Origin of the sequence: Streptomyces polygonati, assembly GCF_042650325.1 — a bacterium.
GTDB lineage: Bacteria > Actinomycetota > Actinomycetes > Streptomycetales > Streptomycetaceae > Actinacidiphila > Actinacidiphila polygonati.
Genome location: NZ_JBHSBB010000012.1, coordinates 151410 through 174509, shown reverse-complemented (window position 1 = coordinate 174509; position 23100 = coordinate 151410). Strand labels below are relative to the sequence as shown.

Below are 23100 nucleotides of genomic sequence, written 5' to 3'. Positions count from 1 at the left end.
GGTCAGCGCGCCGGAGCCGGGGTCCTTCCCCGCAGTCCGCCGCTGATGAGGGCGCCGAGCAGCAGGACCGCCCCGCCGGTGACCAGCGCCCAGCGGGTGCCGGCGGCGTTGGACGAGGACAGGTCGAGCACCACGCCGAGGACGGCGACACCGAGTGAGGCGCCGATCTGGCGTGCCGAATTGAGCGTTCCCGCGCCGATGCCGGCCAGCTCCGGCGGGACCGTGGAGGCGACTCCGGCGACCAGCGCGGGGAGCGCGAAGGAGACACCGAAGCCGAAGGCCAGCAGACCCACCTCGGTGGCCACCACCGCGCCGGTGGAGTCGCCGGTGAACGGCGCCTGCACCAGTGCCCCGACGCCCATCAGGACGAAGCCGATCGTGGCCGGGCGGCGCGGTCCGATCCGGCCGACCAGGCGCCCGGTGTAAAGCGGGTTGAAGGCGGTCGGCAGGGTCAGCGGGAGGAAGGACAGACCGGCGACGAACGAGGATTCGCCGCGGCCGTCCTGGAAGAACAGCGACAGCACGAAGAGCAGCCCGGAAAGGCCGAAGTTCGCGAACAGGCCGGCCGCCAGCGCGGCCGAGAAGCCGCGGCTGCGGAACATGCGCAGCGGGAGCATCGCCGCGTCACCGGCCCGTGTCTCGGCGAGAACGAACGCCACCGCGGCGACCAGCGTGAGCGCGAAGGCCCCGAGCACCGCGGCGGCCGTCCAGCCCTTGTCGGGGCCCTCGATCAGCGCGTACACCAGGGCGGCCAGCGCGACGATGCCGCTGACCTGCCCGGACAGGTCAAGGCCGCTGCGCTGCTTGCGCGCGGTCTCGGGAGCCATCCGTACGGTGATGACGAAACTGGCCAGCGCGACCGGCACGTTGATCAGGAAGATGGCGCGCCAGCCGACGGCGTCGGTCAGCACGCCGCCGACCACGGGTCCGGCGGCGAGCGCCGCCCCGGTGATCGCCGCCCAGGAACCCACCGCGCGGGCGCGCTCGGCGGGGTCGGTGTAGGCGTTGGTGATCACGGCGAGCGAGGCCGGGAGCAGCAGCGCTCCGGCGGCGCCCAGTGCCAGCCGCAGCACCACCAGGACCGGGAGGGTCGTCGCGGCGGCCGAGACGCCCGACAGCAGGCCGAACGCCACCAGCCCGCAGAGGAACACCCGGCGGCCGCCGTAACGGTCCGACAGCCAGCCCGCGGTGAGCAGGAGGGCCGCGAAGGTGATGGTGTAGCCGTTGGTGACCCATTGCAGACCGCTTAATCCGACGTGCAGGTAATCGGAGATCGCGGGAAGTGCCACCGAGACGATCGTCATGTCCAGCAGGACCATGAAATAGCCGAGCGAGAGCCCGATCAGCAGGGTACGTGACGGCTTGTCGGGTCGTGCCGGTGCGACGACGGGCTGCGCTCCAGCCTGCGTTGCCATGTGTTCTCCTCGGTATCGGAGTCGCTGTTTCCACCGCCCGAACCGGGTCGTCGACAGGCGGGACAAGCCATTCAACCGGACCGGCAAGGCCGGTTGACGACGATGACGACGGGAATGCCCTATGGGTATCATCGGCTCAGCCGATAGATCGTCAGAGGGGGTCTCGGGCTCATGGAATTACGGCATCTTCGAACGTTCGAGAGGGTTGCCCGGACACTCAGTGTTACCCAGGCGGCCAGGGAACTGCACTACGCGCAGTCCAGCGTCAGCGACCAAATACAGTCGCTCGAACGGGAACTGGGGGTGGAACTGCTCGATCGGTCGCAGCGGCGGGTCCGGCTGACCCAGCAGGGCGTCGTCCTCGCGGAGTACACCGACCGCCTCCTCAAACTGCTCGAGGAGGCCCGCTTCGCGGTCGCCCGACCCGGCACGGAACTGGCGGTCGGCGCGCTGGAGACGCTGGGCCGGTATCTGCTGCCGGAGGTGCTCCTGCACTACCGCTCGCTGTACCCGCAGGCACGGGTACGGGTGGGGCAGCACAACCGCGGTCAGTTGTACGACGCGGTGCGCCGGGGGGACTTGGACCTGTGTCTGACCTTCGGCGACCCGCCGGCCGACCCGGTCCTGCGCGCGGAAACGCTGGCCGAGGAACCGCTGGTGGTCATCGTGCCGCCCGGCCACCGGCTGGCCGAGTGCGGCCGGGCCCCCCTGGCCGAGCTGGCCAAGGAGTCCTTCCTGGTCACCGAGCAGGGATGCGGTTTCCGGGAGATGTTCGACCGCGCCTTCGGGTCCGTCGCCCCCCAGGAACCGATCACCGAGGTGTCGGGCATCGGCACCCTCGGCGCGTGCGTGGCGGCCGGTATGGGCTGCGCGCTGCTGCCGCTGGTCTCGGTACGCGGCCAGGCCAACCGCGGTGAGGTGGCCATCGTGGAGATCGGCGACACCGAACTGCGGACGACGGTGACCATGACGTGGCTGGACCGTAACTCCGCCAATCCGACCCTCACCGGCTTCCAGACGGTGCTGCGCGGTCAGCTGGGAGGCTGACCCCGGGCGCGGGCCCGGGGGAACCGCCCGGCCCCGGATCACTGCGCCGCCTCCACCGGCTCGGGCACGGGCCGCGGCGGGATCGCCGGCGGCAGCGGGACCGTCCGAAGCCGGGCACGGGCGATCTTGCCGGTGACCGTGGTCGGCAACCGATCGACGACAACCAGTTGTTCGGGAAGCTTGTATGTGGCCAGCCCCTTACGGGACAGGTGCGCGGTCACCTCGTCCAGGGACAGACGGGCGCCCTCGTGAAGCGTGGCCAGCAGGCACGAGCGCTGGCCCAGGCGCGGATCAGGGCGTGCCACCACCGCGTGCAGGGCAAGCTGCGGCAGGTCGTTGAGCAGTTCCTCCACCTCCAGCGCGCTGAATTTCAGTCCACCGCGGTTGATCAGTTCGTCGGTACGGCCCCGGTAGCCGACCGAACCGTCGGGGTTGAGAACTCCAAGATCGCCGGAACGCAGCCAGCCGTCGTCGGTGAAGGTGGCCCGGGTCAGCTCGGGAGCGTCGAAGTAGCCGGCGAACACATAGGGGCTGCGGTAGTGCAGTTCGCCGACCTCACCCGGTTCCGCGGGGGTTCCGTCCTTGCCCAGCACCCTGACCTCGCCGCCGGACACCGGCCGCCCGATCGTGAAGGCCGCTTCGGGCGGGTCGTCGGGACGGGTGTAGGTCCCCGCCCCGATCTCCGTCATACCCCACTGCACGATGAGCCTCGCGCCCAGAGTCCGCCGTACACCGTCGACCAGCTCGCGGGGCACGGGAGCGCCGCCGGTGCGCACCTCCCGCAGACCGAGGGGCGGCCGAACGTCCGACGCGCTCTGCTCCGACCGGAAGACAAGGTCGCGCAGTTGGGCCGGGACCGCGAACGCCGCGGTGGCCGAGGCGGCACGCAGCGCGCCGAGGAAGCGCTCGGCGTCCCACCCGTCGAAGAGGCCGACTCCGCCGCCGACGACCAGGGCCAGGTGCACGGAGAGCAGTCCGAAGGCGTGGCTGAGCGGGCTCGCGGAGACGATCGTATCGGTGGGGCCGAGCCCGCCGTCCGCCGCGACGGCCGCGGCGTTGCCGAGCAGGCCGCCGTGGCTGTGCACGCACAGCTTCGGACGCTGGGATGTCGTCCCGGAGGACGCCAGGAGCACCAGGGGCGTGTACGGGTCCCGCGGGGGCTTCGGCAGCCGCGTGGTCGGATCCGGGTCCTCGGCCAGCAGCTCGGCCGAACTCGGCAGGAGGTCGCTCGACGGACCGCCGGCGGAGAGCCACACGTGCCGCAAGGACGTGCAGCGCTCGCGCAGCGCGATGATCTCCCGCACACGGTCGTGGCCGCGGTAGGAGTCCCGTGCCACCAGCGCGGTCGCGCCCGACTGCTCGATCAGTGACCGTACCTCGTGAGCACCGTAGGCACAGTGCAGGGGCAGCATGAGCACCCCGAGCCTGGCCGTGGCCGCGTGCAGGACCAGGAGTTCCCAGCAATTCGGCAGCTGAGCCGCGAGCACGTCACCGGCCCTGAGCCCTCTTCGGTGCAGGGCGCCGGCGGTCCGCTCGGCCTGGACCAGACAGTCGTGCCAGCTCCGCCACCGGCCGTCGTCCCACACCGCGGGGTCCGTCCGGCGGAAGGCGGCACGCTCCAAGGCTTCGGAGAACGTCGGGAAAACCGGCGGCGATTCCGTGAGGGGAGTGTTCACCAAGATCCTCCGTCTGTCGCAGGACGAACAGTCACCGCATTGCCGACACGAATTCTGGGCGGCACCGTCACGGATCGTCCAGAGGATGCCGATAAGAGTTCCCACCATGCGGCCGGCCGGGTCGGACCCGATAAGAGATCGCTATATCTCGGCTGACGGCCGAGGAAAGCAGCGGGCCGCGTGCGGTTGTTCGTCCCTGCCGATGCCAGCCATCGGCAGGGACGAACACCCCCACGTCCGGGACATGGCATGTGCCCTCGGAAAGCACCGCGGGGCCGGATTCCGGTAAGGAAAATTGATGGATCAAGCCGGGGCTCCCGGCTCCGGACAATGCTCCGACCCGGGCTCCGCCACATCGTTCGACGGTGTCAATACAAGCCATCGTGAAAACCGGAGAACGCGGGTTGTCCTGCCCATTCACGGCGTTTTCCGAGCTGCGCTCCGGCCGCCTGTCCTGATGTGCTTCGTTCGATCACAGCGAGGTCTTGCCGGAAAACACGGAGCACCACAGAATTCCGACTGGCCCCGACGCAGGAGGTATCGATGTCCGTCGCACGCCCTTCCGGCGAAGCGCATGCACAGTTACGGTTCGGCGGCGCCTTCCGGGACAGCGCGTTCTCCGGCGCCGACCGGCGGCGGTTGGAGGACGCCGTCCGCGACGCCCGTCTCGCCTCGACGGCCTCGGCGTCGACGTCCCTGCTCGCGCCGGCCGCGGCGGGCGGCAAGGCCATGCCACTGACCGACGAGAACTGCGTGTTCGACCACTGCGCGGTACTGCTGTTCCCCCGTACCCTCGCGGCCGGCTTGCGCGAACTGGAGAACCGCGGCCTGGCCCCCCTCCCCACCGTGGCGAGCACGGTGGTCCGCCGCCGGCTGAGCGAGCGCTACGGGCTCGACCCGACGGAGTGCGACGTCCACATCGCGCGGCTCCGGCTGGACCTGCCGGACGGACGACGTCATGCCGCGGTCGAGGCCTTCCTCTTCCCCCGCGACAGCCGCGCCTTCGACCGGCGGATCGAGGAGTCGGAGGTCGCCTACGGCTTCGAGCAGCACACCGCGTTCGTGGTGCCCCGCCCGGACCCGCCCCTGCTGGCCGGGCTCGTCACCGCTTGGCGCACCGAGGCGGGCCTGCTGTGGGAAGGCGGCGGCCACAACCCCAGCGAAGGCGGTCCCCAGGGTTCGACCGTCATGTACTTCGTCCGGGACCACGGACATCCGGCCCGGTGCCGCCGGTTCGAGCTGCACTGCGCCGGCGATCTACGAACGTTCACCGACCGGCTGCCCGTGGAGACCGAGGCGGTGCGCCGCGCCTACACCGCCTGGCCCACGGAGCCCCGGCGAACCGGCTGAGGCGTGGGCCCCGGACATACCCGCCCCGAGGCGTGTTCCGCCCGAGAGCTGCGCACCGTCCCTTCACACACTTGGGAGAATGCCCGTGCTGCGCAACGACACGCTGAGCCAGCGGAATCTGGCTCTCACCCCGGAGTTGCACACCTACCTGCTCGCCCAGGGCCGGATGACCCCCGATCCGCTGCTGGCCGAACTGATCGAGCGTACGAGGGAGACCGTCCCCGACCAGGCGCACATGACCGTCGCGCCGGAGGAGGGCGCTCTGCTCACCTTCCTGGTGCGGCTGCTGGGCGCCGTACGCGTCGTAGAGGTAGGGACCTTCACCGGTTACTCCTCGCTGTGCCTGGCGCGCGGGCTGCCCGTCGGCGGCTCGCTGACCACCTGCGACGTGTCGGCCGAGTGGACCGCCCTGGCCCGCGAGTTCTGGGCGCGCGCCGACGTGGCCGACCGCATAGAACTGCGGCTCGGCCCCGCGCTGGACACGCTTCGGGCGCTGCCCGCCGGACCGCACCTGGATCTGGCCTTCATCGACGCGGACAAACCCGGTTATATCGGCTACTGGGAGGAGTTGGTGCCGCGCATGCGCCCCGGTGCGCTGCTGCTGGTCGACAACACCCTCTTCAGCGGCGAGGTGATCGACGAGCACCCCGGTGAGAAGGCCGCCGCCGTCCACGCGTTCAACGAGCACGCCCGCCGGGACGACCGCGTCGAGCTGATCATGCTGCCGGTCGCCGACGGCCTGACCATGGCCCGGCGGCTGCCGTCCGGCGAGATCGCCGCCTGATGGCAGCGGCCGGCCCACCACGAATCCCGCACCATCGGCGCCGACCCGCAGGAGGACGGACGTGACCGGGGGAGTCCGATCAGGCGAACCGCACCCCATGCCCGTCACCGGGAGCCGCTTCGTCGACCCCGGTGCGGACTGGCCCTCGCGCCTGGGCCCGGCCGGCCAGCAGCCGGAGTGGAGCGATCCGGTCCGGGCGGCGGCGGTCCGCGCCGAGCTGTCCCGATCATCCGGCCTCGTCGTTTGGGAGGAGATCCGCCGGCTGCGGACCCTGCTGGCCGAGGCGGCGGACGGCCGCTACCAGATCATCCAGGCGGGTGACTGTGCCGAGGACCCGGCGGAGTGCGAACCGTCGGCCGTCACGCGCAAGGCGGCTCTGCTCGACACGCTGGCCGAAGTGATGACGGCGGGTACGGGCAAGCCGGTGCTGCGGATCGGCCGGATCGCAGGACAGTTCGCCAAGCCGCGCAGTGCCACGACCGAGACCGTCGGTGGCGTCGAACTACCGGTCTACCGAGGCCACTTGATCAACGGTCCCGAGCCCACACCGGCGGCCCGGCAGGCCGACCCACGGCGCATGCTGGACTGCTACCACGCCGCCCACGCCGCCGTGTCCTCCCTGCGGCGGCGCGCCGACGGCAGTGTGCTGCCCACCGGCGCTCCCGTGTGGACCAGCCACGAGGCGCTCGTCTTCGACTACGAGTTGCCGCTGCTGCGGCGCGCCCCGACCGGAGAGACCCTGCTCACCTCCACCCATCTGCCCTGGATCGGCGAGCGGACCCGGCAGCCGGACGGCCCGCACGCCATGATGCTGTCGCAGGTGGCCAACCCGGTCGCCTGCAAGGTCGGGCCGACGAGCCGGCCGCAGGACCTGCTCGCCCTGTGCGCCCGGCTGGACCCCGAGCGCGAGCGCGGCCGACTCACGCTGATCGCCCGGATGGGCGTAGCGGCGGTCGCCACCGCGCTCCCGCCGCTGGTCGCCGCCGTCCACCGGGCCGGCCACAGCGTCGCGTGGCTGTGCGACCCGATGCACGGCAACACCGTCAAGTCACCGAACGGAACGAAGGTCCGGTCGGTGCGGACGATCGTGTCCGAGGTGCGGGCCTTTCAGCAGGCGGTCGCCGAGGCGGGCGGTACGGCTGCCGGACTGCATCTGGAAACCACCCCGTACGACGTCACCGAGTGCGTCTGGAGGGATCCTTCCGAACTCGACTCCGGCGACGGGGAAGCGTCCGGACCCGCCCCCCACGCATCCCACTGCGACCCCCGCCTCAACCTGGCCCAAGCCGTCGAGGTGGCCCGCGCGTGGGCGAACCCGCACGCCCGGAGCGCCAGCCGTGCGGCGAACCCGGCGCTGCGCTGAGCCCACGGCACACCGAGATGCCCCGCCACGAAGGAATTCGAGAACACCAGAGGAAGGACCGACTCATGAGTGAGAGCGTCATCCGCACCGGCGACGGCACCATCGCCATGATCAACGTCTTCGACGTCGAACCCGAGAAGCAGAAAGAACTCGCCGAGGTGATGAACGAGGGCGCCGAGAAGTTCATCCGGCACCGCCCCGGCTGCATCTCGGTGAACATCCTCACCAGCAACGACGGCAAGCGACTGCTCTACTTCGCCCAGTGGCGCAGCAAGGCCGACATCCGGGCGACCATGTCCGACCCCGATGTCCAGGTCTACCGGGACCGGGCGGCCGCCCTGGCCAAGCCGGACCCGCACGCTTACACGGTGTACTCCGTGCACCACCCGGAGAGCTGACGCCCTTCCCGACGGTCCACCGCGCGAAGTTCCCCTTCTTCGGGCTTCCGTTCCAAAGATCGATCACCCGTACACCCGCGGTGACAAGGGCATGCCGGGTACTGGGCATCCATCCACAGACCGGCAAGCTGTGGCGCAGTGGACTCAAGGAACCGGCCGAAGGCGATAGTGCCGATTCGTCAGGTATCGCCTTCGGCCGGCCCCTCTCATCACCCCCGGGGGATCGGTTCGTATTGTCATGTCCGTTTCAATGCGCGGAGAAGTGGGGAGGCCGATGCTGTTCTGCTGTGCCGGCCGTCACCCGGTGGGACTACCACCGGTTCCAGGAGGAAGAATGAACCCGCGCAGGCTTCTCGCTCCCATCATTCTGGCCGTGATCGGACTTGGCCTCATGGCGCCGACCGCCGGCGCCAGTGGTACGAAGATGTCGCAGTCGGCGGCCGCGAGTGACCTCCGGGCCGCAGGCGTCACCTGGAGCTCCAGCGGCAACTGCACCACCCGCTCCAACTCGACGTGCACGTCGTTCGACCAGATCAACTCCGGCACGGTGAGCACGATCATCACCCTGAAGAACGCCAGCGGCTGCGCCATCAACATCACCGGCGGCACCGAAGTCGGCCACGCGTCCGGCACCTACAGCCACTACAACGGCTACAAGGTCGACATCTCGCACAACTCCTGCATCGACGGCTACATCCACAACAGCTTCAGTTACGTCGGTCTCCGCGGCGACGGTTACCCGCAGTGGCAAGCCGCCTCCGGCAACCTCTACTGCGACGAGGGCAACCACTGGGACATCACGGCCTACTGACGAGTACCCGGCCGCGGGACCGGCGATGGACGCGCTCGCGGAGCAGGACTTGATCCTCCTCCCGTGGCCGGACCGATCGGCCGAGCGGACAACGGACACTCACCTGCTCCACCGCGGAGAACTACTGGAATGACACGTGGGAGAACTCGAGGAGCGGAGGAAGCGTCCCCGTGCAGCACCCCAATATCGGTCTGGGCGACAACTCGCTCCACGACGGTACGAGCACCTGCGACTACCCGCTGGTGTACGGCTGATGCCGCAGCGGTGAACGCGCGGCTCTCAGATCACCTTCCGGCGGACGAGTGCGCCGAGCATCAACGCCGCGGGGAGCAGCGGCAGCCAGACGGTGATGATCCGGTAGCCGAGGACGGTGGAGGTGGCGATGCCGACCGGGGAGCCGGCGCTCATGAGGGCGACGACGAGCGCCGTGTCCACGGTGCCGAGACCGCCCGGGCTCGGCACGCCCGCGGCCGCGCTGGCGCCGGCGAGATACGCGATGGCGACATGGATCGAGGCCACCGGCATGTCGAGCGCCAGGGCGATCACCGCGAATTCGGTTGCCTGCAGGGCCGGGTACGCCAGCGCGCCGCCCCACAGGGCGAAGGCCCGGGCCGGACGGGCGTGCACGGACCGTGCGTTGGTCAGCGCGGTGCCCACGAAGGTGCCGATGGTCCCGCGCAGCCGCCGTACGACGATCACCGCGAGCACGGTCGTGCAGATCAGCCCTCCGCCCGCGGAGAGGAGCAGGAGCGCGGGCGCGTGCGGCAGGACGCCGCTGAGCCGCAGCGCGTGGGGAAAGACGACCAGCAGGGTCAGCAGGAGCACGATCCGCGAGGTGCTCTGGGCCACGGAGTAGAGGGCGAGCGCGGCCGTGCAGGTGGCCAGCGGCAGCCCGCGGCCTTTGAGGAAGCGCAGGTTCACCGCGTCGGCACCGAGCCCGGCCGGGAGCAGGTGGTTGGCGGCGCCCGCGGCGAACTGCGTGGCGAACAGCTTTCCGGCGGGCAGCGGTTCGAGAATCGCTCCTTGCCGGGTGAAGGAGACGGTGACCAGGCCGACCCCGGTGAGCGTCAACGCCACCAGCAGCCAGTAGGCGTTGGCGCCGAGCAGTCCGCGGCCACCGGAGGCGATGACCTGCCAGTGCCGGACCATCCAGACGGCGACCACGGTGATCGGGACGAGACACGCGATCCGGCGTAGTGTCAGCCGACGCGGAAAGGGTGTCGTAAGGGGCACGCGGAGTAGGGCCATCGGTCTGGGCCGTCCTTGCTCGGTCTGCACCTGCTGGGCGTTACTCCCGTCTTTCCCGGCGCGCGGGACCTTCCGGCGTCGTCCGGCCGACAACTGGCGGGCGTCCCGGTGGCCGGAGGGAGATACCCCTCCGGCCGACGAGGGCGCCGCTGTCGGCGCTGCGGGGGCTTGCGCGGTGCGGCCTTCGACCAGCGCAGGCCCGTCAGGTGCGCGTGTCCGTGTAGTAGGTGGTGATCCAGGCTTCGCCGCGCTCGTTGACCGCCGCCATCGCCACGTGTTCGCCGGTGGTCCCGAAGTAGTACGTGCGGGTCGTGCCCCACTGGGACAGCGCGCTGGGCATGCCCGTGTCGAGCGGAGCGCTCACGATGAGTTTCCGGGCGTCGGTGAGGTATCCGGCCACCACGGCGTCCATCAGCCCCTGGTTTTCCGGGAAGGTCCAGCCGTCCTTGAGCATGTGCTTGAGTGCGTGACCGGCCAGGGCGCGCGTGCTGCCGAAGTTGAGTTTCTCCGCCTGGGCGGCGCCCTTCAGTTTCGTGGCGAAGTCCGGTGCGTACGACCTCCAGTCGGCGGAGGTGCCGAGCTGGGGTGCCGGTCCGATTCCGGTGGCCTCGGCTGCCCTGAGGCTCATGTCGTAGAGGTTCCCGATCAGTTGCGGGTCCGGTGGCACGAACTTCGCCCCCGGCGTCTGGACGCTTTGGAGCCGGAACGCCTTGACAGCGGAGATGTAGAGCGCGTGGAACTGGATGAACTCGTAGACCGATGCCGGGTGGCGGCTGAGAGCGAAGGCGCCGGCGGTGGCCGGGATCGTCGGCGCCTCGAGCACCAGACCCTCGTACTGCAGGGCCCGATAGGTCGGCAGCAGCGCGTCGAGATCGGCGGGCGTCGCGAACTGGCCGTCGGCCGTGATCCCCAGTGCGGTGCGCGCGGCCCTGGCGTCATCCTCGAAGCCGGCCAGCACGATGCGGTACTGCCTCACCACCTGGCTCGACTCGGAGCGATCGGCGGTCAGCAGCGTCGCCAGTTTCCGGAGAATCCGCAGATCATCCAGAAATACCGGCGCCGCACGGAACGTCGTCTTGTTCCTTCCGGTGATGTGCCAGAACGGATCGCCCTCCGTGAAGGCACCGCTGGCGCCGAGCTCGGCTTTGAGCTCTTCCCACATGAGTGTTTCCCCCTCGTACCTCTGGTCCGGTCCGCCGGGAGCCTCCCTGTCGCTTCCCCCGTGCCCCCGCCGGGACCGCCGCCTCATCGCGGTCATGTCCACCCTTCCCTGCCTGGGCCGTCCTGCCAACCAGGACGAGAGGGAGCTCGAACGCAGAAAGGGCGCAGAGTGGCGCGTATGCGCGGCTCTGCCCGCCCCATGTCGATAGCCGCCTCGCCGCCATTGGCGTAGAGCCGTTGCCATGCGTACCCCAACGCTTGCGGAGCCCGCGCCGACCGGCCCCGGCAGTGTCCAGCAGCCGTCGATCGGCATGTCCACCGCGATCCGGCCGACATCACGCGTTCAAGTTGAGTAGTTTGCTCGGGTGAGTCTTCTTGATGATGTGGCCGAGCGCGACGGCTGGCGCTGCTGGGTGTGCGACGAACCGGTCGACCCCGACAAGTCGGTGAACGACCCAAGGGGGCCCAGCGTTGACAGCCGGACCGCCGACCGGAAGGCCAAGGTCGCCGAGCGGCTCGCCCACCGCGGGTGCAACACTCGCAAGGGCGCGGTCAAGGTGGTGATCGCCTGGCCGGACCGCCTGTACGTGGTCGAACCGGCACCGCTGCTCGCCGTTGCCGGGAGGCTGGAGCGCAAGGGGGGCCGCGAGATCGTGGGACGTTGTCCGACCGGGCGGGACGCCCAGGAGGCGGCGGACTGGCTGGTGGACCGCTTCTCCCGACTGGTACCGGGCCTGCCGGTGACCGCCGACATCGAGGCGGGCGGCGGCCAGTTCCTCGTCATCCTGGCCACCGGCCGCCGCTGACCGCCGTCCCCGGCCGGTGAGAACCGGGGCCGTGGCGGGCTACTGCCCGTAGACGCCGAACTCCCAGAGGGAGTAGCCGTACTGGGTGCCCCGTACCGTGCCCAGCACCCGCACCCAGCGGCCGCTGCTGCTGACCGGGACCTGGACGTCGCCGCCGCGCCCGGTGGTGGACGAGGCTATGGTCTGCCACGCTGACGATCCGTTGGGTGAGACCTGGAGCTGCCAGGAACTGGCGTACGCCGTCTCCCAGTTCAGTTCGACCTGGGTCAGTGTGCGGGTCTGGCCGAGGTCCACGGCGAGCGACTGCGGGTCGCCGGAACCGCTGGCCCAGCGGGTCGCGCGGTTGCCGTCCACGGCGTTGGCGCCCGACATCGTGCTGCCGGACTCCACGCTGGAGGTCTGGACGGGCCGGCCGAGCGCGAGGTTGACCCGCGGCGCGGCGGTGGGCGCGCCGAAGGCGCTCAGCGGAACGGCGTTCGCGATGGCCTGCATTCCCGCGTCGTTGGGGTGCAGGTGGTCGCCGGAGTCGAAGGCCGGCAGGTACGCCTGCGGATTGGACGGATCATGGGTGGCCGTGTCCACGTCGTTCACCGCGTCGCAGCCGCTGGACGACGTGCGCAGGAAGGCGTTGTAGGCCTGCCGGATGTCCTCGCGGTTCTGCGTCCATCCGGTGGTGCCCTTGAACGGGGTCAGCGTCGAGCAGAGGAAGGCCACGCCGTGCGCGTGCGCGGCGGTGACCAGTTGCGAGAAGGAGGACTCGATCTGGGAGATCGTCGGCGGGTTGGAGTTGAGCAGGTCGTTGATGACGTCGTCGCCGAAGACCACCCACTTCACGCCGGACTGGTCCAGGACGTCGCGCTGGAAGCGGGTGGTGGCTTTCTGACCGCCCCCGTCGAAGATCAGACCGTTGCCGGAGATGCCTTCGTTGATGACGCCGACCGCCCGGCCGCTGTCCAGCAGGCGGTCCGAGAACAGGTCGGGCCACCGGTGGTACGCCCCGAAGGTCGAGGAGATCGCGTCGGTGATCGAGGCGCCGAAGGCGACCACCGCACCAGGTGAGGCGGTGTTCTGGACGTCCAGGCCGGCGAGGAAGTTGTCGTTGGTGTTGGTCTGCGCGCCGGAGAGCGTCGCGGAGCCGCTCTGGTCTCCGGGCGCGGAGTAGTTGGTCACGTCGGCGGTCTGGTGCCAGGTCGACTGTGCGGACTGCGGCAGGTAGAAGCTCACTGCCAGGTCGGCGTCGGAGGGGACGGCGAACGCCGCGGTGTCGCTGACCGCGCTGCCGCCCGCCGGGATCGTCACCGACGAGGCGCCGTTGAACGTCAGGGCGCGATCCGTCGAGGTGTCGACCGCGCCGTTCGCGCCCGGTTCGGCCAAGTGGATGTCGGAGAGCGTCACGGGCGAGGTGCCGAAGGCGTTCGAGAGGTGGATACGGGCGCTCGTGCCGCCGATCGTGGTGTGCACGATCTGCCGCAGTGTCTGCTGGGCGAACGTGGGACCCGCGGACTGCATCGCGGCCCCCCAGGTGCCGGTGAACGCCGTCGCGTCCGCAGAAGTGGGGGAGGCGGCGGAGGTGGTGGCCGTCGCCGCGAGTGGCAGGACGAGTCCCAGGGGGACGGAGAGCGCCAGCAGCCTGCGCAGAGTTGTTCGCATGAACTTCTTCCTTGTCGTTCAGTGATCCGCCTGGGCCCGGGCGGCCGCCCCCTGAGCACGGCACTCCGACATTCACCGTGCGAGGCAGGCCTGCTTCGTGCGATCGGGCTGTGGGCGGTGGTGTGGGGGAGTCGGAGTGGGAGGGGGCGGGAGTCGATCAGCGGGGATCCCGTCCCTGCGGGGCAGTTAGATTATTAATCTATATAAGTGTCGGTCATGATCCGACACCATGCCCGGCGGTTCGAGCACCGTACCGGGCGCCCCGCTTCCGCATCAAGGGACAGACCGGATCAGGCTGTTGAAACGGCCGGGCACGGACCGATCGGACGTCATGAGGCCGGCGCTAGGAGCGTGCCCCGATGCCTGTCAGAGTCCCGTCGTACGACAGGACGACCACCCGTCCTGCCGTGATCGCGATGCCCGCGACCTGCGCGCACGTCGTCACCGGCTCGGGTCGGTGCGGGTGCGCGGGGTGCACCACGAAGATCTGCCCCCGGGTGTCGGCGAGCACCAGGCGCCCGTCGGCGCTGCGTACGGTCCGCGCCGCGAGCACCCTGTCGATGCCGACGTTCTCGAAGCGCGTGTCGGAATCCACGCGGCCGCGTGCCAAGTCCACGACGAGCCAGCCGTGCTCGTCGGCGGAGTGCAGACGGCCGCCGGGGTCCAGGACGCCCGTCAGCCGCGTCGGGCGGGGCAACGCGATGGATTCCACCGGCCGGCCGGAGTCCACGCCGAACCCCCGCACCCTTTCCTCGAGGGTGTCCTCGATCCACAGCACGCCGTTGACCACCGCGATGAAGCCGCCGCCCATGGTCAGCGCGCGCGGGTTCCGCCACCGCTCCTCGCCGCTCTCCAGATCCAGCGACACCAGGTCGCGCCCCCCTTCGCCCGCGGCTCCGACCAGCTGATCACCTACGGGCATCACCGGCCCCACGACGCCGCTGCGCCACATGATGTGCCCGGTCACCTCGTCGATCATCTCCATCGTGGACGACGACCAGTCGTCGAACGCGTCCACCAGCAGCCGGCCACCGGGAAGACCGGTCACACCCAACGCGTCCGGGGCGTACGCGCTCTCCCACACCGGCACGGGCGCCTGCCCTGGTGTCAGGCGGTAGACGCCCGCGTCGTCGTCCACGAGCATCAGGCCGCCGGGATGCGCCGAGCCGACGAAACGTACCGGCACCGGCCACCAGTCCGCATCCGTGCGCAGGCTTGGCGCGCCGGCGCCCAGGGTCAGCACGCCGCGGTCCGAGGAGACCAGCCAGGCGGCCCCTCCCGCATCCATCAGCCGCGCTTCGCGGGTGTGGTAGCCGGATAAACCCGCTTGCCAGACCACCTCAAGCGGGGCGTCCAGGAGCTGATCAACCACATCTCGTCCGGCGCTCCACAGGGGCGCCGCGATCACGTCACTATGCATCAGCGCATTCTAGTGACCGTGCTCCGCCTGGGCTGTCGGTCCGCACGCCATCGGACCGCCGTACTGACACTCACCAACTCGCGCCGCTGGCACGTCACTTGATCGACCCGATCGCAAGAGGGGAAGTTCACTTGCGTCCGCGAGCATCGGCGACCATGAAGAACCTCAGTCGCCGCATCTTCATCCTGGGCGGGCTCACCACCGCGGGCTCCGCCGCGCTCCAACTCGGGGCGATCGCCCAGCCGTCGGCCGCCGCCTCCACTCCCTTCCCGTTCACGCTCGGCGTCGCCTCCGGAGAACCGGACGACAGCAGCGTGGTGCTCTGGACGCGTCTGGCTCCCACCCCGACCAACGCGGACGGTCAGGGCGGCATGCCCAACGCCGACGTCGCGGTCGACTGGCAGGTGTCGACCAACCAGAACTTCACCACTCTGGTCAGCTCCGGTACGTTCACCGCCCGCTACGCCCAGGCCCACTCGGTGCACGTGCTGGCCGGTGGACTCGCCCCGGACTCGGAGTACTTACCGGTTCCGGGCCCAGGGATTCATCTCCGCGGTGGGCCGGACCCGCACCGCGCCGGCGCCGGGCACGGTCGGGCGTGACTTCACGATGGCCTTCGCCTCGTGCGCCCACTACGAGCAGGGCTACTACACCGCTTACCGCCGTATGGCCGACGACCGCCCCGATCTGATCCTGCACCTGGGCGACTACATCTACGAGGGCGGCGCCACCTCCGGCGCCCTGCGCCAGCACCTGGGCAGCGAGATCGTGTCGCTGGCCGACTATCGCCGCCGTTACGCGCTCTACCACAGCGACCCGGACCTGCAGGCCGCGCACGCGATCGCGCCGTGGCTGGTGGTGCCGGACGACCACGAGGTGGAGAACAACTACGCCAACATGGTCCGCGCCGACAACAGCCCTGTCCTGACGGCGGCCCAGTGGACCGCGCGCCGCACCGCCGCGTACCAGGCCTACTTCGAGAACATGCCGCTGCGGGCCGCGGCCACGCCTTCCGGCAACAGCATCCAGCTCTACCGCCGGGTCCGCTGGGGCACCCTCGCCACGTTCCACATGCTCGACACCCGCCAGTTCCGCGACGACCAGGCCTGCGGCGACGGGACGAAGGTCTGCGCCGACGCCGATCTGCCCAGCCGTTCGATCACCGGCGCGACGCAGGAGGCGTGGCTGCTCGACGGACTCGGCCAGCACCTGAGCACCTGGGACCTCATCGGCCAGCAGGTCTTCTTCGCCCGCAACGTGAACGCGTCCGGCGCGATGAACATGGATGCCTGGGACGGGTACCGGGCCAGCCGGGCGCGGATCCAGCAGGGCATTATCGACCGGGCCGTACGCAACCCGGTCGTGCTCACCGGTGATGTGCACGCGTCGTGGGGCAACAACCTCAAGGCCGACTACGCCAATCCCGCGTCGGCGACGTTCGGCTCCGAACTCGTCTGCACCTCCATCACCAGCGGCGGCAACGGAACCGCCACCACGGCGATCCCCAACGGGTCGCTCAACCCGCATCTGCGCTTCTACTCCGATCGGCGCGGCTACGTCCGCACGCACATCACGCCGTCGCAGCTCACCGCCGACTTCCGGTCGGTGGCGACGGTGACCGAGCACGGTGCGGCGGCGACCACCGCCCGGACCTTCATCATCCACGACGGACAGCCGGGGTTGGCCGATGCGTAAGCTCTCACTGCTCGGCGCGGCCGTCGCCGGCTTCGTCGCGGTCCTTGCCATGGTCGCCCCGGCCTCGGCGGCGGGGCCCTCGTCCTGGGTGACCGCGAACAGCGACTCCGCCGGTGACCAGGACTCCTCCTCGATCGCGGCCAACCGCCTCGGCGACGTCGCGGTGGTCTGGGAGGACGACCGCGACTCGACCGACCCGGACGACAACACGCACAGCGATGTGTGGGTGCGGATGTTCCGCAACGGCGTGTCGGCCTATGAGAAGAAGCTCTCGGCCGGCGGGACCGCGGGCACCGCCTGGCGGCATCTCCAGCCCGACGTGGGACTCGACGACCGGGGCGACGCCGTCGTCGTGTGGGCGGAGGACCCGGACGGCAACGGGTTCTACAACATCACCTACCGGGTGCTCTCCCCGGCCGGTGCGGTCATCGGCTCCGGCCAGGCCAACGCGAGCGCCGACGGCCAGCAGATCCATCCGCGCGTGGCCGTCGATCCGGACGGCGCGCCCAACAGCACCACCGCGGTCGCGTTCTCCGTGGTGTGGGAGGACATCCAGGGCACCGCGCCGGCGACGGTCAAGGCGGCCGGGTTCACCGGGACCACGACGAAGGCCTACGAGGTGACGGTCAACGCGGCCGGCGGCGCACACCACAACCCCGACGTCGCGACCTCCGCCTCGGGCGACGCCGTCGTGGTCTGGGACGAGGACACCGACAACAACGGCTACTACCAGATCGGTCTGGTGAAGCTGGCCAAGGCGAACGGGGCGGTCACCCTCACCCGCCGCAGCGCCAACAGCCTGGCCGGCGGGCAGCAGCAGCGCCCGGCCGTGGCCGCCGACTTCAACGGCGACTTCGCGGTGGCCTGGGAGTCCGATCACACCGGCACCCGTGGCGTCTGGGCCCGGTCGTTCACCGCGACCGGCACCGCCGGCTCGGCCGAGGTCGAGATCTCCAGCGGAGCCGGAGCCGGCAACCCCACCGTCGGCATCGACGACCAGCGCGACGCCGTGGTCGGCTGGAGCGTGGCCGGCACCGATCCAGCGGTCTGGGCCCGGGGCCTCAACCCCGACGGCACCTTCGCCGGCCGGCTGCCGGCCCAGTCCGTCAGCCAGGTCACGACCGGTCGGCAGGAGCAACTCGCCGTGGCTTCCTCCCCGTTCGGCACGCTCTCGATGTCGTACACCGATGACAACGACGGCAACGGCTTCGACCAGGTCCTGATGAGTCTGGGAGCGACCGACTCGGACTGGTGACGTCCTTTCCTTCCGCGGACGTCCGCCGGGCCGCCCCCGGGTGGGGTGATCCGACCGACGGTTCCGGAACCGCGCGAGAACGCGGTTCTCGGGCACCTCTGTCGGATCATCCCCGCGGGGCGACCCGGATGCGGACGTCCGGACACCCGTGCGCCGCCGGCCGCAGAAGACCAGGGCCGCGGTTCGGCCAGGGTGGCGATGGTGCGGTCCCAGCTGCCGGCCACCTGGTTCCACAGCTTCAGCAGCGCGCCGTCCACATTGCCCTGCAACTGGTCGCCCCAGCGGGTAGGCGGCCACCGAGTCGCCGAAGCCCTCGGTCCGGGCGCGGGTGGCGGCGTTCGCCTCGACGGCCGTCCAGCACGGGGTGGTCGAGTTGGCCCGGCGGCGCGAGGGTTGTTGCTTTCTGATCAGAAGGTTGTACGCAATTCATCTATGACCCTGGCCCTACGTGATGCTTTACTCACCGGCATGAGTGAGAACCCGCCATCCCCCTATGGCAGCAATCCGGGGGAACAGCCCGGACCGTACGGCCAGTCCAACCCGTACGCGCAGGAGGCCTACGGCCAGCCCGGTGTTCCGTCCTACCCGGGCGGCGGCCCGCAGGACCTGAACGCCTATGGCCAGCAGCCCACCGGCATGCCACCGCTGGCCAACTGGGGCTGGCGCGCCCTGTCGTACCTGATCGACTCCGTCATCATCCTCGTGCCGTACCTGATTGTTCGTGCGGTCGCGGGAGCGCTGTTGTCGGTCCTGGTCAGCCTGGTCATCACCGTGCTGTTCGCGTACATGGAGGGCACCACCGGCCAGACGCCCGGCAAGAAGGCAGTCGGCACCCGGACCCTGCGCGAGTCGAACGGTCAGGTCCTCGGCTTCGGCCTGGCCCTCGGCCGCAAGATCCTGCACATCCTGGACGTGATCCCCTGCTACCTCGGCTTCCTGTGGCCCGCGTGGGACAAGAAGAAGCAGACGTTCGCCGACAAGATCGTCTCCTCGGTCGTCATCAAGCCGTAGGGCGGCTGCCCGGCTCAGGCGCGGTCGTCACGCCACCACTGTGGAGCCGGCGATGACGGGGTGCGGCGCTTGGCACGCCGTCTCGCCAGGGGTATGCCGACCGCAAGGACCACGACGACCACGGTCATGACCATCACGTACCAGTAGGAGAAGTGAGCTGAGTTCATGGGCTCATTGTCCCGGCAGGGCCAAAACTGATGCCAACGGGGCGCGCGGTTCTGCCTGATGCGGCCGGACCGCGCTGCGCCCGCCGCCCGCGCTCCTACCGCAAAGGCAAGGTGTACGGGTGTGTCTCTCAGCGACAGCGGATTCATCCTCAGATGTGATGTCGAGATCCTCGCGCTGGCGGCCGGCGTCGTCGAGCGGCGCGGTGGCATCTCGTACAGCGCCGCGTCGCTCCGCGCGCTTCGCCGGTCCCTGGAGGGCCAGGCGGACTACGTCCGGCGCGTTCATCCCACGCTGGTGGACGGAAAGGGACCCGAGATGATGCGCAAGGCCGGCGCCCGCGAGTACATCGACCAACGGCGCAAATGAGCAACGACGGCCTGGCACCGGGCTCGCGGCCCCCCGCGTCCGGGGCTGCTGTCCGGGGACGGTGCGCGCGACGGTAGGACGGCCTACTCGACGGGGCGCTTGAACGTGTACTGGGCTCTCACGGACGTGACTGTCTTCGCCAGGCCTCTTCCCTCCGGTGATCCCATCTCGGCGGATTCGGGAAGCGTCGCGGTGACCAGTTCCCAGCCTTCGGCGCCGAACCGGGCGAGCGCGTGTGCCCACGGCTCCGAAGAGACCTCTTCCCAGTTCGAGGCGCCCGGCGGGGCCACACGCAAAGTCGTCGCCCACTCGGCCGAGCCCTCGCCGTCCGGGACGACCAGGCTCCACTCCTCGCTCACGATGAGGTACTCCCACCGTGTCCTCATCGGCGCGGCAGACGCTGGTGGTTCGGGGGCAATGCGACCTCCGGGTTTGTGGCCGGTCCTGGGGCGTGCGGCAGTTTATGCCGCATCCCGGCGCGCTGATCGGGATTCGGACGAAGAACCGGCCCGGATCGTCCGCAGGGACGATCGGCCCCGCCGAGACGGAAGCCGGAGTGGCCCAAGCGGTCCCGAACGCTTGGGCCCCGGGGGCGCAAGTAGGGGGTGAGGCCGGACCCGACCGGTCTGCGAGGGAGGGCGAATGAGGATCCTGCGCAAACAGGGGGACAGCGGCGGCCACGAGCCGCCCGAAGGTGACGACGCCGATCTGCTGAGCCGGTCCGCCCGGGAGCCGACGGCGTTCGAACCACTGGTCGAGCGGCATTCGACCGCGCTGCACGGCTATCTGGCCCGGCGCGCGCCGGCCGCCGCCGATGATCTGCTGTCCGAGGTGTGGCTGCGGGCCTTCGCGGGTCGGTCCGGCTTCGACCCGGCGCGCGGTACGGTCCGCGGCTGGCTGTTCGGCGTGGCCCGGCACGTGCTGGCCGCGCACTGGCGGGACGCCGAGGTGGCCGGTCCGCCCGGGCCCGGGCCCGAGCCCGTCGCCGACCCGTGGCAGGCCGTGGACCAGCGGTTGGACGCGGCGGCTGTGGGCCCGCTGATCCGCAGCACCCTGGCCGGACTCCCCTACGTGGAGCGGGAGTTGCTGCTGCTCGTGGCCTGGGAACAACTCACCCCCGCGGAGGCCGCAGCCGTGGTGGGGATTCCGCAGGGCACCGCCCGATCCCGGCTGCACCGTGCCCGCACCCGACTGCGCGAAGCCCTCGACCAGCCCTCCCTCACCACCCTGACAGGAGAACTCGCATGAGCACCGACGAACAGCACCGGCTCCCGGGCCACCCCGGCGGCACCGCCGGCTGCCCCGAGCTGGCCGCGCTGACTGCCGCTCGCGAGGTCGCCCCGCCGTCCGCCACCGCCCTCGCCGACGTGCGGGCCGTACTGCGGGCCGCCGTCGAGCGCGAAGAGGAGGCGGCCGTCGTCCCGGCCACCCGGCCCCGGCTGCGGGGCCCGCGCCGCTGGATCGTCACGGGCGCGGCAGCGGCCGCGGTCGCCACCGGCCTCGCGGTCCTCCCCGTTGTGGACTTCGGGGGTGGCGGGACAGCGGCGGACGCGTCGGCGGCCGCGTTCTTGGATGAGACCGCGCAGCACGCGGCAACAGGCGTCCAGCACAGCGGAAAGTACTGGAGGGTGTTCACCGCCAGCCTCGTCCCGGGCACGGCGGAGGTGCGGGATGTCATGTTTGTCGACCGGGAGAAGGCCCGCGACAGGATCCTGAATCCCAACAAGGCGGGTATGATCACGTCGTGGTATTCCGAGTACCGAGGGCAGTGGCGTTGGGGAACGGGCCGGGCCGTGGTGACTTGGGACCAGCTGAACCAGCTGCCGACCAGTACCGCGGCGCTGCGGACGCGACTGACCGGCACGGACTTCGGTGAGACGGTGAGAACCGTCACCGACTTGCTGGCCACCTCCCCGGCGAGCCCGAAACTGCGCGCCGCGCTCTACAGGGTGCTGGCCACCACTCCGGGGATCCGCCTCGACGGCGCCGCGCGGGACAGCCGGGGACGCAAGGGTACGTCGATCAGCGTCACCTACAACGAGCAGTTCGGCCCGGCCACCGCGCGGGCGACCGAACAGCTGCTGATCGACCCTCGCACCGGCGTTCTCCTCCAGGAGCACCTCAAGATCGTCACCTATCCGAAGGGGTCACAGGGGAGGGTCCAGCACCTCAGCACCACCACGTACCTGTCCTCCGGCTGGGTCGACAAGCTCAGCTGATCCGGCGCGACCGTGTCGCCCTTTTCCTCACCGGCATGAGGCCGTTGGCCGGACACTGCTGTGCCCAGGCCAAGGAGGTCACGGGCCGACCGCACCGAACCCCGGCAGCGCGGACTCCGTCAAGCGCCGAGACGGTCGGCGAGGGCGGTGAGGGTCTGTCCGAGCGGCAGGTCGAGCCGGAGGGCGGCGAGTGCGTCCCCCCGGGTGGGGCCCTGGTTGACGATCGCCACCGGAGTGCCCTGGCGCGCTGCGCGCCGGGCGAAGCGCAGCCCGGACATCACGGTGAGGGAGGAGCCCAGGACCAGCAGGGCGAACGACGCGTCGACCAGGTCGTAGCACCGCTGAACGCGCTCGGCGGGCACGTTCTCCCCGAAGAAGACCACGTCGGGCTTGAGTGTTCCGACGCGGCACGCCTCGCAGGCCACGACGCGGAACTCCGCCGAGCGGGCGGCCGGGAGTTCGGCGTCCCCGTCCGCGTTGGTGTCGGCCGCGATGTCGCGGAAGCCGGGGTTGGCTTGGGCCAGTCGTTCGTCCAGGCGCGTACGGGCGCTGCGCTCGCCGCAGTCGAGGCACATGACGCGGTCGAGTCTGCCGTGCAGGTCGATCGTCTCAGGGGCTCCGGCGGCGCTGTGCAGGCCGTCGACGTTCTGGGTGATCACCCCGGAGACGAAGCCCGAGCGCATCAGACGTGTCACGGCCAGATGACCGGAGTTGGGCCGGGCCTGCGCGATGGCCCGCCAGCCCAGATGACTGCGAGCCCAGTAGCGGCGACGGTTCGCCTCGTCCGCGGTGAACTCCTGGAAGGTCATCGGTACGGACGGCCGCCGGCGGCCGGTGACCCCGCGGTAGTCCGGGATACCCGATTCCGTGGAGAGCCCCGCCCCACTGAGGACGACCGCCGAACGCCGCCCGGCCAGGAACCGGACCAGCGCCTCGGCACCGTCGTCCGGCCTGGACGCGGCGCTGCCCGTCGTCCCGCGGATCGGAGGCGCGTTCCGTCCGCCGAGGCTGTTCTCCTCGGGCTCCTTGATCCCCTCACCGGGAGCAGGAGGGGCGTGGGGGCTCTGGCCAGCCGGACCGGTCACGGTACCGATATCCATCTCAGCAGCGTACGCCTCCCGGCCGTATCCCCTGCCTCCGTCACCGGTGACGGCCACCTCGATCCGCGGACGGGTCGGGCTTCACCGGCCCCCGGAAATCGACATGGGCCAGACGCGGTTGCCGCGTCTGGCCCTTACTGCCGTGGCTGTCGCGGGC

General features: G+C 70.5%; 23 protein-coding genes. 14 read left to right on the top strand and 9 right to left on the bottom strand.

What is annotated here, in order from left to right; translation table 11 throughout:
* Positions 1-2: 2 nt before the first annotated feature.
* A complete protein-coding gene (locus ACFO3J_RS17965; protein WP_386430455.1) occupies positions 3-1415 on the bottom strand; it encodes an MFS transporter in 1413 nt (470 codons plus the stop codon).
* Positions 1416-1586: 171 nt separating this feature from the next.
* Here ACFO3J_RS17965 and ACFO3J_RS17960 point away from each other — a divergent pair, with 171 nt between their 5' ends.
* Entirely contained in the window at positions 1587-2462 is an 876-nt protein-coding gene (locus tag ACFO3J_RS17960) for a LysR family transcriptional regulator (protein WP_386430454.1), read from the top strand.
* A gap of 38 nt (positions 2463-2500) precedes the next feature.
* Here the strand turns inward: ACFO3J_RS17960 and ACFO3J_RS17955 are convergent, their stop codons facing one another.
* Positions 2501-4138 (bottom strand): class I adenylate-forming enzyme family protein, encoded by a 1638-nt coding sequence (locus ACFO3J_RS17955; RefSeq protein ID WP_386430453.1) that lies wholly within the window; start codon positions 4136-4138, stop codon positions 2501-2503.
* A 543-nt stretch (positions 4139-4681) separates the two neighbouring features.
* Here ACFO3J_RS17955 and ACFO3J_RS17950 point away from each other — a divergent pair.
* The 5 genes from ACFO3J_RS17950 (at position 4682) to ACFO3J_RS17930 (ending at position 8844) form a co-directional block, all read left to right on the top strand.
* Positions 4682-5488, top strand: a complete 807-nt coding sequence (locus ACFO3J_RS17950; protein ID WP_386430452.1) for a hypothetical protein — start codon at positions 4682-4684, stop codon at positions 5486-5488.
* Between the two features lie 79 nt (positions 5489-5567).
* A complete protein-coding gene (locus tag ACFO3J_RS17945) occupies positions 5568-6272 on the top strand; it encodes an O-methyltransferase (protein WP_386430451.1) in 705 nt (234 codons plus the stop codon).
* Positions 6273-6369: 97 nt separating this feature from the next.
* Entirely contained in the window at positions 6370-7635 is a 1266-nt protein-coding gene (locus tag ACFO3J_RS17940; protein WP_386430450.1) for a 3-deoxy-7-phosphoheptulonate synthase, read from the top strand.
* 65 nt (positions 7636-7700) lie between these two features.
* The gene (locus tag ACFO3J_RS17935) at positions 7701-8033 is read left to right on the top strand and encodes a putative quinol monooxygenase (RefSeq protein WP_386430449.1); all 333 of its coding nucleotides are present in this window, start codon (positions 7701-7703) and stop codon (positions 8031-8033) included.
* A 334-nt stretch (positions 8034-8367) separates the two neighbouring features.
* Positions 8368-8844, top strand: a complete 477-nt coding sequence (locus tag ACFO3J_RS17930) for a hypothetical protein (protein WP_386430448.1) — start codon at positions 8368-8370, stop codon at positions 8842-8844.
* A 279-nt stretch (positions 8845-9123) separates the two neighbouring features.
* Here the strand turns inward: ACFO3J_RS17930 and ACFO3J_RS17925 are convergent, their stop codons facing one another.
* Complete coding sequence (locus tag ACFO3J_RS17925) at positions 9124-10092, bottom strand: lysylphosphatidylglycerol synthase transmembrane domain-containing protein (protein ID WP_386430447.1); 969 nt, start codon at positions 10090-10092, stop codon at positions 9124-9126.
* A gap of 202 nt (positions 10093-10294) precedes the next feature.
* A complete protein-coding gene (locus ACFO3J_RS17920; RefSeq protein ID WP_386430446.1) occupies positions 10295-11254 on the bottom strand; it encodes a hypothetical protein in 960 nt (319 codons plus the stop codon).
* Between the two features lie 364 nt (positions 11255-11618).
* Between ACFO3J_RS17920 and ACFO3J_RS17915 the strand changes: the two genes are divergently transcribed.
* Positions 11619-12059 (top strand): hypothetical protein, encoded by a 441-nt coding sequence (locus tag ACFO3J_RS17915; protein ID WP_386430445.1) that lies wholly within the window; start codon positions 11619-11621, stop codon positions 12057-12059.
* 39 nt (positions 12060-12098) lie between these two features.
* On the opposite strand, the gene ACFO3J_RS17910 is transcribed toward ACFO3J_RS17915, so the two are convergent.
* Positions 12099-13709: a discoidin domain-containing protein gene (locus ACFO3J_RS17910; protein ID WP_386430444.1), complete on the bottom strand. Its 1611-nt coding sequence runs from the start codon at positions 13707-13709 to the stop codon at positions 12099-12101.
* A gap of 343 nt (positions 13710-14052) precedes the next feature.
* Positions 14053-15129 (bottom strand): hypothetical protein, encoded by a 1077-nt coding sequence (locus ACFO3J_RS17905; RefSeq protein ID WP_386430443.1) that lies wholly within the window; start codon positions 15127-15129, stop codon positions 14053-14055.
* A gap of 155 nt (positions 15130-15284) precedes the next feature.
* Here ACFO3J_RS17905 and ACFO3J_RS17900 point away from each other — a divergent pair, with 155 nt between their 5' ends.
* The 4 genes from ACFO3J_RS17900 (at position 15285) to ACFO3J_RS17885 (ending at position 19090) form a co-directional block, all read left to right on the top strand.
* A complete protein-coding gene (locus ACFO3J_RS17900) occupies positions 15285-15731 on the top strand; it encodes a PhoD-like phosphatase N-terminal domain-containing protein (RefSeq protein WP_386430442.1) in 447 nt (148 codons plus the stop codon).
* Entirely contained in the window at positions 15685-16824 is a 1140-nt protein-coding gene (locus ACFO3J_RS17895) for an alkaline phosphatase D family protein (protein ID WP_386430441.1), read from the top strand. The genes ACFO3J_RS17900 and ACFO3J_RS17895 overlap by 47 nt, the downstream gene beginning before the upstream one ends.
* On the top strand, positions 16817-18079 hold the full coding sequence (locus tag ACFO3J_RS17890; RefSeq protein ID WP_386430440.1) for a hypothetical protein: 1263 nt from the start codon (positions 16817-16819) through the stop codon (positions 18077-18079). Before ACFO3J_RS17895 ends, ACFO3J_RS17890 begins: the two co-directional genes overlap by 8 nt.
* Before the next feature lie 468 nt (positions 18080-18547).
* Positions 18548-19090 carry an RDD family protein gene (locus ACFO3J_RS17885; RefSeq protein ID WP_386430439.1) on the top strand — a complete coding sequence of 181 codons (543 nt, stop codon included), beginning with the start codon at positions 18548-18550 and terminating at the stop codon, positions 19088-19090.
* A gap of 14 nt (positions 19091-19104) precedes the next feature.
* Here the strand turns inward: ACFO3J_RS17885 and ACFO3J_RS17880 are convergent, their stop codons facing one another.
* On the bottom strand, positions 19105-19257 hold the full coding sequence (locus ACFO3J_RS17880) for a hypothetical protein (protein WP_386430438.1): 153 nt from the start codon (positions 19255-19257) through the stop codon (positions 19105-19107).
* A gap of 121 nt (positions 19258-19378) precedes the next feature.
* Here ACFO3J_RS17880 and ACFO3J_RS17875 point away from each other — a divergent pair, with 121 nt between their 5' ends.
* Positions 19379-19624 (top strand): hypothetical protein, encoded by a 246-nt coding sequence (locus tag ACFO3J_RS17875; RefSeq protein WP_386430437.1) that lies wholly within the window; start codon positions 19379-19381, stop codon positions 19622-19624.
* Positions 19625-19707: 83 nt separating this feature from the next.
* Here the strand turns inward: ACFO3J_RS17875 and ACFO3J_RS17870 are convergent, their stop codons facing one another.
* Positions 19708-19983, bottom strand: a complete 276-nt coding sequence (locus ACFO3J_RS17870) for a hypothetical protein (protein ID WP_386430436.1) — start codon at positions 19981-19983, stop codon at positions 19708-19710.
* Positions 19984-20266: 283 nt separating this feature from the next.
* Between ACFO3J_RS17870 and ACFO3J_RS17865 the strand changes: the two genes are divergently transcribed.
* Positions 20267-20872, top strand: coding sequence for an RNA polymerase sigma factor (locus tag ACFO3J_RS17865; RefSeq protein ID WP_386430435.1), 606 nt, complete (start codon positions 20267-20269; stop codon positions 20870-20872).
* Positions 20869-21843 (top strand): hypothetical protein, encoded by a 975-nt coding sequence (locus ACFO3J_RS17860; protein WP_386430434.1) that lies wholly within the window; start codon positions 20869-20871, stop codon positions 21841-21843. Before ACFO3J_RS17865 ends, ACFO3J_RS17860 begins: the two co-directional genes overlap by 4 nt.
* A 119-nt stretch (positions 21844-21962) precedes the next feature.
* On the opposite strand, the gene ACFO3J_RS17855 is transcribed toward ACFO3J_RS17860, so the two are convergent.
* The gene (locus ACFO3J_RS17855; RefSeq protein ID WP_386430433.1) at positions 21963-22943 is read right to left on the bottom strand and encodes an NAD-dependent protein deacetylase; all 981 of its coding nucleotides are present in this window, start codon (positions 22941-22943) and stop codon (positions 21963-21965) included.
* Positions 22944-23100 lie beyond the last annotated feature (157 nt).

What these genes read in the sequence shown, in the direction of transcription:
- ACFO3J_RS17965 (WP_386430455.1), bottom strand. Translation starts at nt 1,415, where the DNA reads ATGGCAACGCAGGCTGGAGCGCAGCCCGTCGTCGCACCGGCACGACCC.
- ACFO3J_RS17960 (WP_386430454.1), top strand. Translation starts at nt 1,587, where the DNA reads ATGGAATTACGGCATCTTCGAACGTTCGAGAGGGTTGCCCGGACACTC.
- ACFO3J_RS17950 (WP_386430452.1), top strand. Translation starts at nt 4,682, where the DNA reads ATGTCCGTCGCACGCCCTTCCGGCGAAGCGCATGCACAGTTACGGTTC.
- ACFO3J_RS17945 (WP_386430451.1), top strand. Translation starts at nt 5,568, where the DNA reads ATGCCCGTGCTGCGCAACGACACGCTGAGCCAGCGGAATCTGGCTCTC.
- ACFO3J_RS17940 (WP_386430450.1), top strand. Translation starts at nt 6,370, where the DNA reads ATGCCCGTCACCGGGAGCCGCTTCGTCGACCCCGGTGCGGACTGGCCC.
- ACFO3J_RS17935 (WP_386430449.1), top strand. Translation starts at nt 7,701, where the DNA reads ATGAGTGAGAGCGTCATCCGCACCGGCGACGGCACCATCGCCATGATC.
- ACFO3J_RS17930 (WP_386430448.1), top strand. Translation starts at nt 8,368, where the DNA reads ATGAACCCGCGCAGGCTTCTCGCTCCCATCATTCTGGCCGTGATCGGA.
- ACFO3J_RS17925 (WP_386430447.1), bottom strand. Translation starts at nt 10,092, where the DNA reads ATGGCCCTACTCCGCGTGCCCCTTACGACACCCTTTCCGCGTCGGCTG.
- ACFO3J_RS17920 (WP_386430446.1), bottom strand. Translation starts at nt 11,254, where the DNA reads ATGTGGGAAGAGCTCAAAGCCGAGCTCGGCGCCAGCGGTGCCTTCACG.
- ACFO3J_RS17910 (WP_386430444.1), bottom strand. Translation starts at nt 13,709, where the DNA reads ATGCGAACAACTCTGCGCAGGCTGCTGGCGCTCTCCGTCCCCCTGGGA.
- ACFO3J_RS17905 (WP_386430443.1), bottom strand. Translation starts at nt 15,129, where the DNA reads ATGCATAGTGACGTGATCGCGGCGCCCCTGTGGAGCGCCGGACGAGAT.
- ACFO3J_RS17900 (WP_386430442.1), top strand. Translation starts at nt 15,285, where the DNA reads ATGAAGAACCTCAGTCGCCGCATCTTCATCCTGGGCGGGCTCACCACC.
- ACFO3J_RS17890 (WP_386430440.1), top strand. Translation starts at nt 16,817, where the DNA reads ATGCGTAAGCTCTCACTGCTCGGCGCGGCCGTCGCCGGCTTCGTCGCG.
- ACFO3J_RS17885 (WP_386430439.1), top strand. Translation starts at nt 18,548, where the DNA reads ATGAGTGAGAACCCGCCATCCCCCTATGGCAGCAATCCGGGGGAACAG.
- ACFO3J_RS17880 (WP_386430438.1), bottom strand. Translation starts at nt 19,257, where the DNA reads ATGAACTCAGCTCACTTCTCCTACTGGTACGTGATGGTCATGACCGTG.
- ACFO3J_RS17865 (WP_386430435.1), top strand. Translation starts at nt 20,267, where the DNA reads ATGAGGATCCTGCGCAAACAGGGGGACAGCGGCGGCCACGAGCCGCCC.
- ACFO3J_RS17860 (WP_386430434.1), top strand. Translation starts at nt 20,869, where the DNA reads ATGAGCACCGACGAACAGCACCGGCTCCCGGGCCACCCCGGCGGCACC.
- ACFO3J_RS17855 (WP_386430433.1), bottom strand. Translation starts at nt 22,943, where the DNA reads ATGGATATCGGTACCGTGACCGGTCCGGCTGGCCAGAGCCCCCACGCC.